Here is a 12,832-nt window from a genome sequence, read left to right on the forward strand (position 1 = left end):
CTCGCCAGCGACGTTCTAGGACGTCAAGCGGCGTTCAACTGCCCCTGCGCTGTGGTTGAACATCGGCCTGCCACGAATAAGACTCCGGAAATACAATCCCGGAAAGCGCGAAAGCGAGGGGATATCACGTGGCCATGATGAATGGCCCGCGCATAGGCCCGATGCGGCTGGGCGCCGACGAGTCCATAGGTCGGCACAAGGTCAAACCCGGCACCGTCCGGCGAATTCTCTCTTACGCGTCGGCCTATCGGTGGTCGCTGGCCGTGGTGATGCTGGCGACCGCGGTGGACGCGGCGATCGTGGCGGCCGGGCCGGTGCTGCTGAAGACGATCATCGACGACGGCATCCTGCGGGGCCGCCACGACGTGGTCGTGGGAGTGGCGGCCCTCATCGCCGGGCTGGCGGCGGTGAACGCGCTGGCGATCTTCACGCAGACCCGGTTCTCCAGCCGGGTCGGCCAGGGCATCGTCTACGACCTGCGGTGCAAGGTGTTCGGCCATGTGCAGCGGCAGCCGCTCGCGTTCTTCACGCGGACCCAGACCGGCTCACTGGTCAGCCGGCTCAACACCGACGTCGTCGGCGCGCAGCAGGCGATCACCACGCTGCTGTCGCAGACCGTCTCGACCCTCCTGACGCTGGTCTTCGTGCTGAGCACGATGTTCTACCTGTCCTGGGAGATCACCGTCGCGGCGCTGGTGATGATCCCCGTCTTCCTGCTGCCCGCCAAGCTCATCGGGCGCAGGTTGCAGACGCTCACCCGTACGGGGATGGAGCTCAACGCCGACCTCGGCTCGATGATGAACGAGCGCTTCAACGTGTCGGGCGCGCTGCTCGCCAAGCTGTACGGCCGGACCGACCAGGAGCAGGGCGACTTCTCCGGGAAGGCGGCCCGGGTCCGCGACGTCGCCGTCTCGACCGCCGTCTACGGACGGCTGCTGTTCATCATCACCACCCTGATCACGGGCGTGACCACCGCCGTCGTCTACGGCCTCGGCGGGGTGCTGACCATCGGCGGCGCGTTCCAGATCGGCACGCTCGTCGCCATGGCCACCCTGCTGCTGCGCCTCTACGGCCCGGTCAACCAGCTCTCGAACATGCATGTCAGCGTGATGGTGGCGCTCGTCAGCTTCGACCGCGTCTTCGAGGTCCTGGACCTGCGGCCGCTGGTCGACGAACGGCCCGGCGCGCGGCCGCTGCCGGCCGACGCCGCTCCCGACGTCGCGTTCGAGGGGGTCTCGTTCGGCTACCCGGGCGCCGACGAGGTGTCGATCGCCTCCCTGGAGTCGGTCGCCCACCGGCAGCCCGAGCGGGCGGGCCGCCCGGTCCTCGACGAGGTCTCCTTCACCGCCCCCGCGGGCAGGATGACCGCGCTGGTCGGCCCCTCCGGCGCCGGCAAGACCACGATCACCCAGCTCGTCCCGCGCCTCTACGACGCCACCGAGGGCACGGTCCGCGTCGGCGGCCACGACGTGCGCGACCTGACGCTGCGCTCCCTGACCGACGCCATCGGCGTCGTCACCCAGGACGCGCACATGTTCCACGACACGATCAGGGCCAATCTCCTGTACGCCGCCCCGGACGCCACCGAGGAGGAACTGGTCGGCGCGTGCGAGGCCGCCAGGATCTGGCCCACGATCGCGGCGCTGCCCGACGGCCTCGACACCGTCGTCGGCGACCGCGGCTACCGCCTGTCGGGCGGGGAGAAGCAGCGGGTCGCGCTGGCCCGGCTGCTGCTCAAGTCGCCGCCGATCGTGGTCCTCGACGAGGCCACCGCCCATCTCGACTCCGAGTCGGAGGCCGCCATCCAGCGGGCGCTGAAGACCGCGCTGGCCGGCCGCACCTCGCTGGTCGTGGCGCACCGGTTGTCGACCATCCACGAGGCCGACCAGATCCTGGTGCTGAACGGCGGCCGGATCGAGGAGCGCGGCACCCACCGGGAGCTGCTCGCCGCCGGTGGGCTCTACGCCGAGCTCTACCGCACCCAGTTCGCGGCCGACCCCTCGATGAACGACACCAGCCGGGCGACGCCCTCGTCGATCTCGGCCGGGGACAGGTAGCTGGTCGACAACCGCAGCGCCCGCTCCCCGCCCCCCGCCGGGTAGAAGTACGACATGGGCGTCCAGATGACCCCGTACTCCTGCGCCGACCGGGTCAGCGCCGCGTTGTCGGCCGTGAACGGCACCTGGACGGTGAGGAAGAAGCCGCCCGAGGGCGTGTTCCAGCTGACCCCGAGCCGCTCGCGGCGGTCTTCCGGCAGGTGGCGGCCGAGGGCGGCGAGGGTGCGGGTCATGGTCTCGCCGTAGTAGGCGGCCGTCTCCGTGTTCAGGTCCGAGAGGCGGCCGCCGGTGGCCAGCAGCGCGCCGCCCACCGCGGCCTGGCTGAGCGGGGAGGTGTTCACGGTCACCATGCTCTTGATCTTCGCCAGCTCGTCGGCCAGCAGCCCGGTCGTGCCGTCGGGGCGCACCACCGGCTGGTCGGCCACGGCGAACCCGAGCCGGGCTCCGGGGAACAGGCTCTTCGCGTACGACCCCAGATGGACCACCCGCTGCTCGCGGTCGAGCGACTTGAGCGTGGGCTGCTGGGCGCCGGGGCTGACCAGCCGGTAGGGGCTGTCCTCCAGGACCAGGAGGCCGAGCCGTCCGGCCAGGGCGAGCAGCGCGTGCCGCTCCGCGAGCGACATGGTGACGCCGGACGGGTTGGAGTGGTCGGGGCAGACGTACACGGCCCTGACCCTGCGCCCGCGGGACCGCTCCTCCTCGGCGGCGGCCTCGATCGCGGCGACCGAGCCCTCCTCGACGGCGGTGAGCGCGACGTCCAGCAGCCGGGCCGCACCCGTGATGCCGACGTAGCAGGGGCTGACCACCAGCAGCACGTCGCGCGGGCCGGAGAACAGCGCCCGCAGCGCGAGGAACATCGCCTCCTGGCAGCCGACCGTCACGACGATCGACTCCGGCGGCACGTCGATGCCCTCGTCCACCCGGAGAGAGCCGGCGACGAGCTCCCGGATCCGCCCGGCGGTCGGGCCGTACTGGAAGATCGCGTCGCGCACCTGCGCCGGCGACCGCCCTTCGGCGGCCAGCTGGTCGAGGTAGCGCCGGATGTAGGTGAAGACCTGCTCGGTGTCGAAGAACCCGTCGTACGGGCGCCCCGGCGCGAACGACACGGCGTCGGGGTAGCGGAGCGTGACCTCGTTCAGGAAGTTCATCGTGTCCATGACCGGGTCGCCGACGCTGGCGTGCAGGTCCTCCCGGCGCAGCGGGCCGGTGAGCTGGACCGGCGCGGCGGGCTCGGCGGCGACCGGCCCGGCCGGGCCCGCGCGCACCAGTTCGGGCCCCACGTCGGCGATGGTGCGGACACCGGCGAGCGCCATCGTCTCGGTCACCTCGGCGAGCAGGACGGTCAGCACGTCGGTGACCCCCTCGGCCCCGCCGGTCGCGAGCCCGTGGAGGACCGGCCGGCCGAGGAGCACGCCGTCGGCGCCCAGCGCGAGCGCGGCCAGCACGTCACGGCCCCGCCGCACCCCTCCGTCGAGCAGGATCGGCACCCGCCCGGCGACCGCCGCCGCGACCTCCGGCAGCACGTCGAGCGTCCCGGGGGCGCCGTCGAGCTGCCGCCCGCCGTGGTTGGAGACGACGACGCCGTCCACGCCCGCCTCGACGGCGCACACCGCGTCGGCGTCGCAGAGCACGCCCTTGACCAGGATCGGCAGCGAGCTGACCGAACGCAGCCAGTCGATCACCGACCAGTCGAGGTCGGGCGCGAGTTCGGCCCGCGCGTGCGCGGCGGGGTCGGTGAACCCCGACCCCGGCAGGTTGGCGGGCCCGACCCCCTCGGGCAGCCGGAAGCCGTTGCGCAGATCGCGCAGCCGCCGCCCGAGGTGGGGGGTGTCGGCGGTCAGGACGAGCGCCTCGAACCCGGCGGCCTGGGCGCGTTCGACGACCGCACGCGTGACGGAGCGGTCGCGCAGGCAGTAGACCTGGAGCCACAGCGGCACGTCGGCCGCCGCGGCGATCTCCTCGAACGGGCGTCCGGCGAAGGTGCTCACCACGACGGGCACCCGGGCCGCCGCGGCGGTCCCCTGGGCGGTGGCGACCTCGCCCAGGGGGTGCGCGAGCGTCTGGAAGGCCAGCGGCGCGATCCCGACGGGCACGTCCCACGTACGGCCGAGGATCTTCACGGCCGTGTCGGGGTCACCGCCTCCGCGCAGGATGCGGGGGCGCAGCCGGACCCGTTCGAACGCCTCGACATTGGCCGCGACGGTCTTCTCCTCGCCCGCGCCGCCTTCGAGGAAATCCCATACCGGCGGTTCCAACCGGGCCCGCGCGGATTCCCGGAATTCACCGAGTGTCAATTTCATCGAAGTGTGCCTTTCGATTTCAGTCCGCCTCCTGCCGCCTGATGGCGTCATAAAGCGCGTGGATGTTGTTGCTGCCGAACGAGTTCGCGCCGCGGCGTTCGATCACCTCGTAGAAGAGGGTGCGTCTCGGGTGGGGCGACTGGGTGAAGATCTGGAGCATGATCCCGGCCTGGTCGCGGTCGGCCAGGATGTTGAGCTCGCGCAGCACCTCGACGGGCGTGCCGACGGGGCCGAGGCGGCCGGGCAGCATGTCGTAGTAGCCGCCGGGCGTCGACAGGAAGGTCACGCCCCGCTCCGCGCTGGTCCGCACGGCCGTCGCGATGTCCTCGGTCAGGAAGGCGACGTGCTGGACGCCGGCGCCGCCGTGCGCCTTCACGAACGCGTCGATCTGGCCGGGTTCGAGGTTCCCGTCGGGCTCCAGGATCGTCAGCGTCAGCCGGCCCGACGCGCTCTGCACGACGGTCGACTCCATGGCCTGCGTGCCCACCACGATCCGCTCCGCGTAGGTCTCCCCCAGACCGAAAACGCGCTGGTGGTAGTCGACGACGTCGGCCATCGTGCCGCCGGGGACGCAGATGGCGAAGTGGTCGACGGCCGAGAACAGCCCCATCCCCGAACGGCCGCAGCCGCTCTCGTCGACGAACGCCGCGAAGGCCCCGCCGGGCTGCTCGCGGGACACCAGCCGGTACGCCACGTCGCCGAACGCCGACACCGACGCGAACACCACCCGGGCGCCGGGCGGGCCCGACGTCTCCGGCGGCGACAGCGACGTGGCCCCCCGCCCGACCGCCTCGGCGTAGGCGGCCGCCGCGTCGGGCACCAGCAGGCCGATGACGCCCACGCCGTCGCCGTGGTCGCGGACGTACTCGGCGGCCCGGCCCTCGGTCCCGGCCGGGGAGGTGAGCAGCACCGCGATCCCGCGCTGGCGGAGCAGGATCGACTCCCCGCCGCCCGGATGGCCGCCGCCGCGGCCGCTGAGCGTGAATCCAAAACCCTCGCGAAGATAAGCCGCGGTTTTCTCCACGTCTTCCACGAAGAATTCGATGTGGTCAATCGCCTGAATGTCCATTCGCCGCCTCCGTCGGGCCGATTTAACTCGGGCCAAAACATTCAACGACAGGAATCGCGGCATCGTCCAACAATGCGAACGCGACGCTTGAACAGCGGAGATTTCCCGGCGGAATTCAGGCGGCCGGGAGGGTCACGGTGACCGCGAGCCCGCCCTCGGGTTGTGCCTGCGCCCTCACGACGCCGCCGTGGGCGTGCACCAGCGCGGCGACGATCGACAGGCCCAGCCCCGCGCCGTCGGCCGAGCCGGTCCGGTCGGCGTTGAGCCGCCGGAAGGGCTGGAACAGCTCGGCCACGCGCTCGGGCGGCACGCGCGGACCGCTGTTGCGGACGGTCAGCACGGCGTCAGAGGACAACTCGACCGTGACGTGGCCGCCGGGGTGGTTGTGCCTGATCGCGTTGTGCACCAGGTTGGCGGCCAGCCGCCCGAGCAGCACCTCGTCACCCGACACGACGACCGGTTTGGTGCGCACGTCGAGCGCCACGCCGTGGCGGACGGCCAGCGGCAGGTGGTCTTCGATGACCTGCTCGACAACGGTCTCCAGCTCGACCGGAAGGTGGGCGTCGAGGCCCCGCTCCCCCTGCGCGAGCACCAGCAGCCCCTCGATGAGCCGCTCGCTGCGGAGCGTGTTGCGCAGCAGTTCGGCGCGGATCCGGGCGACCTTCTCGGGAGTCGGGTCGGCCAGCCCGACCTCGATGGCGGTGCGCTGGATGGTCAGCGGCGTGCGCAGCTCGTGGGAGGCGTTGGCGACGAAGCGGCGCTGGCTGTCGACTGCCTGCTCCAGCCGGTCGAGCATCGCGTCGAAGGTGTCGGCCAGTTCCTTCAGCTCGTCGCGCGGACCGGTGAGCGCGATGCGCTCGTGGAGGGTCGACAACGAGAGGCGGCGGGCCGTGGTGGTGATGCGGTGGACCGGCCGCAGCAGCCGCCCGGTCAGCCAGAAGCAGACGGCGAAGGCGAGCACGGTGATGAGCACGAGGGTGACCACCGTGACGACGCGCTGCGAGTTGATCAGGGTGCGTTCGAGGTCGGCCTGGGCCTTGGCCAGCGCGGCCGGGTCGTGGAGCGGCGCGGTGCCGGGATTGCCCACGAAGGGCGAGTCCTGCACCTTCTGGCCGACGATGATCTGCTGGATCTGCTGGGCGGCGAGCAGCACCCCGAGTGCGACGGTCGTGAAGATGCCGCCGTACAGCAGCGTCATCCGGGCCCTGATCGACCCGCCCGGCCAGACGCGGCGCGCCTCCTTCACAGGCGGTACCCGCTTCCCGGGACGGTGGAGATGACGGGCGGGTCGCCGAGCTTGGCGCGGAGCTTGCTCATGGTCACCTTGACCACGGTGGTGAACGGGTCGGTGTGTTCGTCCCAGGCCCGTTCGAGGAGTTCCTCGGTGCTGACGACCGTGCCGCGCGCCTGCATCAGGACCTCCAGGACGGCGTACTCCTTGCGCGACAGCGGGAGGTAGCGGCCGGCGCGGTGGGCCTGCCGGCGGGCCATGTCGAGGGTGATGTCCTGCCACTGGAGGACCGGCGGCAGCGGCTGGCCCGCCCGGCGGGCCAGGGCGCACACGCGCGCCACCAGCTCGTCGAACGCGAACGGCTTGGCCAGGTAGTCGTCGGCGCCGAGGTTGAGGCCGCTGATGCGTTCGTGCACCGCGCCCGAGGCGGTCAGCATCAGGATGCGCACCGCCTCACCGCGCTGGGCCAGCTCGCGGCAGACGTCGTCGCCGTGCACCTCCGGCAGGTCACGGTCGAGGACGAGCACGTCGTACTCGTTCACCGACAGGCGCTCCAGCGCGGCGGCGCCGTCGTAGGCGACGTCGACCGCCATGGCCTGGTCGCGCAGTCCTTCGGCGATGAGGTCGGCCAGGACGTGCTCGTCTTCGGCCACGAGAATCCGCATGGCTTTCATTTCCCCACATCCGCGGTAAGACCGCGGTTAACGATCGGCTTCATTCGCCTCCGGGCGGGGGCTCGGTCGCCCGGTCCTCCAACCGGTCGGCGAACTCCGCCCACGCCGCCGCGCAGCCGTCGGCGAGCGTGGCCACGACGTTGGTCCAGTGGGGTGGCACCGCCGACAGGATGCGCTCCCAGGATCCCGCGTCGATGGTGTGCAGGTTGAGCAGGTTGAGGATGGCGCGCCCGTTCTCGCTGAACCGCAGCGCCGGGTCGGCCCGCAGCCGTGCCACCATGCGCGCGCGGTCGGGGGCGGTGAACTGCCCGAACAGGCTCGGCTCCGATGGAAGGGGCGGGGTCGGCGGCGGTGTGCGCTCCTGCGACCTGAGCAGGCCGTCTTCGCCGCGGGCGATCCGTTTTCGCACGTCGCGGGCGGTCTCCGGGGAGATGCCGGCGATCTTGGCCACCTGGCGCAGCGACATGTCGGGGTTGCTCCTGATGACCTCGCCCGCCCGCCGCCGCCCCTCCTCGGGGTCGGACCTGCGGACCCGGCCGTCCTGGCCGGTGCGGTCGAGCGTCACCACGTCGGCGTCGACCTGGAGCTGCGACCGTATCTTGGCGACCGTCGCGGGCGCGATGCCGGCGACCGAGGCGATCATGCGGTCGGACCAGTGGGGGTGGGTGAAGATGATGCGCTCGGCCGCCCGCTTGCGGTCCTGTTTCGACAGCGGCAGCCCGTGAGTGACGTTCGACTGCACGGCCAGGACGAACGCGTCGTCCTCGGCGCCGTCGAAGAAGACGACCGAGATCTTCTCCTCGCCACGCAGGCGTGCGGCCTTCAGCCGGTGGAAGCCGTCGATGACCCGCATCGTCGGGCCGTGCACCACGATCGGCGGCAGTGGGTTCTGCGCCTCGGCGAGCGTGTCGACGTGATCGAGGTCCTCCCCGCCCAGGCGCGGCGACCCCGTCGTCGTCAGGTCGTCGATCAGCACCTCGGTGACCGACGTCAGCTCCACGAGTCGTAAGTCCTGCTTCGTCACGCTTATCTCCCAGCATTCGCGTACTGGTCATCGGCGGGACTGCGAGGCATCAGCCCGAACTGCTGTGCCGGGGAGCTGACGTCGTGTCGTGCGCACGGCATGGTTGTCGCACACGACACGGCTGCTGACGATGGTTCCTGCGGCGGGACACGCGGCCGTGTCGGCCTGTCCCCAAGACGGTTCTGCCGCGTCGACAGAAGCTCGATCCTTGCTACCCCCGGCTTTCTCGAACCGCGCAGCGACGAACCAATCGCCCCGTCATTTGCGTCGCTTGGTGCAAATCCTCATGCATATTGTGCAGAGCCACACTACAAGTCAAGAGCCTCTTGACTACCGTGCGTGCGAGCGCCGCTACCTGGGCATACGACGCCGCGCTGTAATGCCGCGATCTGGCGCGTACGGAAAACCACTTGACTACGGTGTCCACGAGAGTGCCTGGACACTGTTCGATCGCACAACGACCGGGCGCCGCCGTCCAAGCGCGTGATTGCTCACTTGGACGTGAGGGGCAGGTTAGGGCGGTTTTGGCGGCCTTGATGACGGTCGCGACGGCTACTTATATTCGGCTGCGCGGCCGGCTCCCGACCGGCGAAATCACGCTTCCACACTCTCCGCGCTGGAGTGTCATTGGAGAATCCACGTCATCATCAGCTCGGTGTCATCGTCCACGACGACGCGGTGACGGTTCCGGTGGGCCTGCTCCGCCACGCCGACTCGCCCCGCCTCGACGGAGAGAACCACGACCACGTCCGCGCCCTCGCGGAGACCACCGGCGCGCTGCCGCCCATCCTCGTCCACCGCGCCACCATGCGGGTGATCGACGGGATGCACCGCCTGCGCGCCGCCATCCTGACCGGACGCCAGCACATCCCCGTCCGCTACGTCGACGGCGCCGAGGCCGACATCTTCCTGGCCGCCGTCCGCGCCAACGTCGAACATGGGCTGCCGCTCTCCCTCGCCGACCGCGAGGCGGCCGCCACCCGGATCCTGACCACCCACCCTCAGTGGTCCGACCGCGCCATCGCCGAGACCACCGGCCTGGCCTCCACCACGGTCGGCCGGATCCGGCAGCGCACCGCGACCACCCAGCCGGCCGCCCGCATCGGCAAGGACGGCCGGGCCCGGCCGGTCAACGCCGCCGCCGCCCGCCGCCACGCCGGGCGCCTCATCGAGGAGCAGCCGCACGCCTCGCTGCGCGACATCGCCGAACAGGCCGGCATCTCCCCTGCCACCGCCAAGGACGTGCGCGACCGCCTGCAGCGGGGCGACAGTCCCGTACCGGCGAAACTCACCCTGGCCGAGACCCGCGCGCCCGGCACCCACCCGCAGACCCCGACCGTCACCCGGCTCCTGCGCAGGGGCCGGATTCCCGACCCCGACCAGATCCTCCGCAAGCTGCTGCGCGACCCGTCGCTCAAGCTGACCGACAACGGGCGGCTGCTGCTGCGCTGGCTCAGCACCCACACGGTCAACACCCACGAATGGGAGCGCCTGGAGGACGAGCTCCCCACTCACTGCGTTCCGCTGGTCGCCGACCTCGCCGTGGGCCTGGCCTACGAATGGGCCCGGCTCGCCGAGACGCTGAAGGGCAGGGACCAGCGCGAGATGGCGTGACGGGACCTCGCGGACCCGTTCTGGCACTGCCAGGCATTGACAGGAGGAGAGCCGGCCCGACGGAATCGGACCGGCTCTCTTCTCATCGGTACGTCAGATCCGACGCCGAGTAGAAGCAGTTCGTCGAATCGGCTCCCGTGCCGACCTGGGTCGGCTCGTTGCCGCTGCTGTTGCCGTTGTACTTGCGGCAGATCACCATCGAGCGGCCCGAGTCGTTGACGATCGTCACCCCGGAGAACCGGGCCGTGTCGCCGTAGTTGACGTTGACGCCCGCCACGGTGCCGCCCGGCCGGGTCAGCGTGACGTTCCTGATGACGACGTCGCGCTGGTGCTGCGTGGAGCAGTTGCCGCACGAGCGGTAGAAGGTCCCGAAGTTGGTCGCCTGGAAGTTCTGGACCGTGAGGGTCCCGGCGCCGTTGTGCTGGAACACCTTGTCACCAGCGTACCGGGCGCCGCCGCCGTCCACGAGGAAGGCCGGGTCGCCGCTGCCCCGGAAGGTGGCGGCGTCCTCGCCGACGTCCTCCCACCAGACGTTCCGCAGCGTGCACGACCCGGAGCAGTGCACGCCGTCACCGGCGGGGGCGCCGATGATGACGTTCTGCAGGGTCGCGCCGTTGGCGAGCTGGAACACCGGGTCCTGGCTCTCCTCCTGCCCGCCGTCGCCGATGCAGCAGTAGCGCCGCATGCCGCCGTCGAGGGTGCCGGACACGGAGATGGTCCCGTTGACGCTGACCTGCCCCGTGGGGGTGGGCCAGCCGGTGGGCTGAGGTGTCGGGGTGGGGGTCGGCGTCGGGGTCGGGGTTCTCGTCGGAGTCGGGGTCGGGCTCGGGGTGCCGCCGCCGCAGGTCACGCCGTTGACGGCGAAGTTCGTCGGCGCCGGGTTGCCGCCGTTCCAGCTCGCGTTGAAGCCGAACTCGGCGGAGGCCCCGGTGGCGAGGGCACCGTTGTAACTCAGACTGGCCGCGGTCACCGTGCTCCCGCTCTGGGTCACGGTGGCGTTCCACGCCTGCGAGACGGTCTGACCCGCGGTGTACGACCAGGTCACCCGCCAACTCGAGAGCGGGTCGCCGGTGTTGGTCAGCGTGACGCCCGCGGTGAAGCCGCCGGGCCACTGCGACTGGACGGCGTAGGCCACCCGGCAGGCGACCGCCGCCTGCGCCGCCACCACCGTCAGGGGGACGACGGCCGCCGCGGCCGTCAGGACGAGTAGCGCCTTCTGGCGCCATGAGCGCAGCATGCTGCCTCCTGCTGCTCGGGAACGTAGGCGCCAGCATCCGCGCCCGGCCTCCCGTCACACCCGCAGCCCACGTCGTTCGCCCAGGTGGACGCTGAACGTTTCTGAAATCCGGTGCAGTCGCCGGCCGCGAGGCACTCGGTCAGCAGGTGCTCCTCGGCTCGAACCACGTCCGGGCCGGGTCCGTTCTGTCCAGAGGGAGCGTGAGGTCGCGGGGCGTCTCCGCGCACGCGGTGCCGGCGACGATCGCGGCAGCCGTCCACACTCCAAGTGATCGTTCTACTCGACGAACCTCAGGAGTGATCGTGGTGAAAGGTGGGGTGATCGCCGGTCTCGTTCTGCTGGTCGCCGCCGTGTGGTGGTTCGCCGGGGCGGACGAGCGCCGATTGCACGCTCAGATGGCGGAGGTCCTGGCACGCGGTGGACCGGCGGAGGAGCGGACCGAGAAGACCCGGCACGTCGAAACGGCCGTTCTGCTCCTGGACGGGCGGACGCTGCGGCTCTCGTTCGTTGGCGGAGCGCCGGAGGGCGAATGCGCCGAGGACTTCACGGGCAGGTCCGTCGAATCGCCCCGGGCCGTCGTGGTCGCCGTCGTCGACACGACGAGGTTCGGGTTCGGTGAACGCGCCTGCCCCGCCATCGGCTACCGCCGGACGCTGGACGTGACCCTCGACCGGCCCCTCGACGGTCGGGCGGTGCTCGACGGAGCGAGCGGACGCCCGATCGGCCTGCGCTCGTCCTCCCCGAGCCGAGATCTTGCTCCGACACCGTCATAACGGCTTTACTGGTGTTCATGATTATGCGGACCTGGCGCGGCTGGACCCGGAGAGAAGACGCCGACGCCTATGCGGACTACCTCATGGAGACCGGCCACCCCGGCTACGTCTCCACCCCCGGCAATCGGGGCGTCACCTTCACCCGCCGCGACGACGGCGACCGGACCGAGTTCTTCCTCGTCTCCCTCTGGGAGTCGTGGGAGGCCGTCCGCGCCTTCGCCGGGGACGAGCCGGGCGTGGCCGTCTTCTACCCGCAGGACGACCGTTACCTCGTCGACCGCGAGACGACCGTCGACCACTTCGACGTGTTCGCTCAGTAGATCGGCCGCCAGGGCACACCGATCGCGGCCCGGCGCCTTCGGCGGCGACGACTCGACTCTCTGGGGGTGACGAAAAAACCGGGCCCGCGCCGTCTGGCGCGGGCCCGGTCGGGTCGTACTGGGTCAGGCGGGAACGATGTTCTCGGCCTGCGGGCCCTTCTGGCCCTGCGTGACGTCGAAGCTCACGCGCTGGCCCTCCTGGAGCTCACGGAAGCCCGAGGCGGCGATGTTCGAGTAGTGCGCGAAGACGTCGGCGCCGCCGCCGTCCTGCTGGATGAAGCCGAAGCCCTTTTCCGAGTTGAACCACTTCACGGTACCGGTGGCCATATCAATTCTCCTTCGGGGTTGACCCGTGAGTCGCACGATTTGCGCGCCTCGCGTCGCCGTGATGATCACCCCGACCGGAAATTCGTCCGGAAATACAAAAGTGCCACCACCGATGCGTTTCATCGGTGAGGCACTTGAAGTCTTCGGGAACCACAACTGCAACTGAAAACGACAGTATCACGGTCCCCCCGGCCTTTATAACGGCG

Annotated in this window: 11 protein-coding genes; 4 read left to right on the forward strand and 7 right to left on the reverse strand. The window is 70.8% G+C overall.

Going from position 1 to position 12,832, the window contains the following annotated elements; all coding sequences use genetic code 11:
- The first annotated feature begins 134 nt into the window (after positions 1-134).
- Entirely contained in the window at positions 135-2,057 is a 1,923-nt protein-coding gene (locus tag AW274_RS00780; protein WP_083973864.1) for an ABC transporter ATP-binding protein, read from the forward strand.
- Here AW274_RS00780 and AW274_RS41655 read toward each other — a convergent pair.
- From AW274_RS41655 to AW274_RS00805, 5 genes are read right to left on the reverse strand one after another with little or no spacing between them, the layout of a single operon-like run.
- Positions 1,973-4,357, reverse strand: a complete 2,385-nt coding sequence (locus AW274_RS41655; RefSeq protein WP_083973754.1) for an aminotransferase class I/II-fold pyridoxal phosphate-dependent enzyme — start codon at positions 4,355-4,357, stop codon at positions 1,973-1,975. The two genes, AW274_RS00780 and AW274_RS41655, sit on opposite strands and share 85 nt — an antisense overlap.
- A gap of 19 nt (positions 4,358-4,376) precedes the next feature.
- Positions 4,377-5,489 carry a 4-hydroxyphenylpyruvate dioxygenase gene (gene hppD / locus AW274_RS00790; protein WP_369408598.1) on the reverse strand — a complete coding sequence of 371 codons (1,113 nt, stop codon included), beginning with the start codon at positions 5,487-5,489 and terminating at the stop codon, positions 4,377-4,379.
- Positions 5,490-5,541: 52 nt separating this feature from the next.
- Positions 5,542-6,672, reverse strand: coding sequence for a sensor histidine kinase (locus AW274_RS00795; RefSeq protein WP_232319923.1), 1,131 nt, complete (start codon positions 6,670-6,672; stop codon positions 5,542-5,544).
- Complete coding sequence (locus tag AW274_RS00800) at positions 6,669-7,322, reverse strand: response regulator transcription factor (RefSeq protein WP_062428334.1); 654 nt, start codon at positions 7,320-7,322, stop codon at positions 6,669-6,671. The genes AW274_RS00795 and AW274_RS00800 overlap by 4 nt, the downstream gene beginning before the upstream one ends.
- Positions 7,323-7,371: 49 nt before the next feature.
- Complete coding sequence (locus AW274_RS00805; protein WP_232319924.1) at positions 7,372-8,355, reverse strand: ParB/RepB/Spo0J family partition protein; 984 nt, start codon at positions 8,353-8,355, stop codon at positions 7,372-7,374.
- 678 nt (positions 8,356-9,033) lie between these two features.
- Here AW274_RS00805 and AW274_RS00810 point away from each other — a divergent pair.
- Complete coding sequence (locus AW274_RS00810; RefSeq protein ID WP_232319925.1) at positions 9,034-9,969, forward strand: ParB/RepB/Spo0J family partition protein; 936 nt, start codon at positions 9,034-9,036, stop codon at positions 9,967-9,969.
- Positions 9,970-10,051: 82 nt separating this feature from the next.
- Here the strand turns inward: AW274_RS00810 and AW274_RS00815 are convergent, their stop codons facing one another.
- The gene (locus tag AW274_RS00815) at positions 10,052-11,206 is read right to left on the reverse strand and encodes a pectate lyase (RefSeq protein ID WP_062428336.1); all 1,155 of its coding nucleotides are present in this window, start codon (positions 11,204-11,206) and stop codon (positions 10,052-10,054) included.
- A 302-nt stretch (positions 11,207-11,508) separates the two neighbouring features.
- Here AW274_RS00815 and AW274_RS00820 point away from each other — a divergent pair, with 302 nt between their 5' ends.
- Together AW274_RS00820 and AW274_RS00825 are read left to right on the forward strand one after the other, a co-directional pair.
- Entirely contained in the window at positions 11,509-11,979 is a 471-nt protein-coding gene (locus AW274_RS00820; protein ID WP_157519694.1) for a hypothetical protein, read from the forward strand.
- Between the two features lie 17 nt (positions 11,980-11,996).
- Positions 11,997-12,299: a hypothetical protein gene (locus tag AW274_RS00825; protein ID WP_062430065.1), complete on the forward strand. Its 303-nt coding sequence runs from the start codon at positions 11,997-11,999 to the stop codon at positions 12,297-12,299.
- 123 nt (positions 12,300-12,422) lie between these two features.
- Here the strand turns inward: AW274_RS00825 and AW274_RS00830 are convergent, their stop codons facing one another.
- Complete coding sequence (locus AW274_RS00830) at positions 12,423-12,626, reverse strand: cold-shock protein (protein WP_030455501.1); 204 nt, start codon at positions 12,624-12,626, stop codon at positions 12,423-12,425.
- Positions 12,627-12,832 lie beyond the last annotated feature (206 nt).

This window comes from Herbidospora daliensis, assembly GCF_001570585.1.
Classification (GTDB): domain Bacteria; phylum Actinomycetota; class Actinomycetes; order Streptosporangiales; family Streptosporangiaceae; genus Herbidospora; species Herbidospora daliensis.

Bases quoted from the DNA above. Each gene is read 5' to 3' on its own strand.
- AW274_RS00780 (WP_083973864.1), top strand. From the start codon at position 135: ATGATGAATGGCCCGCGCATAGGCCCGATGCGGCTGGGCGCCGACGAG.
- AW274_RS41655 (WP_083973754.1), bottom strand. From the start codon at position 4,357: ATGAAATTGACACTCGGTGAATTCCGGGAATCCGCGCGGGCCCGGTTG.
- hppD (WP_369408598.1), bottom strand. From the start codon at position 5,489: ATGCCGCGATTCCTGTCGTTGAATGTTTTGGCCCGAGTTAAATCGGCC.
- AW274_RS00800 (WP_062428334.1), bottom strand. From the start codon at position 7,322: ATGCGGATTCTCGTGGCCGAAGACGAGCACGTCCTGGCCGACCTCATC.
- AW274_RS00815 (WP_062428336.1), bottom strand. From the start codon at position 11,206: ATGCTGCGCTCATGGCGCCAGAAGGCGCTACTCGTCCTGACGGCCGCG.
- AW274_RS00825 (WP_062430065.1), top strand. From the start codon at position 11,997: ATGATTATGCGGACCTGGCGCGGCTGGACCCGGAGAGAAGACGCCGAC.
- AW274_RS00830 (WP_030455501.1), bottom strand. From the start codon at position 12,626: ATGGCCACCGGTACCGTGAAGTGGTTCAACTCGGAAAAGGGCTTCGGC.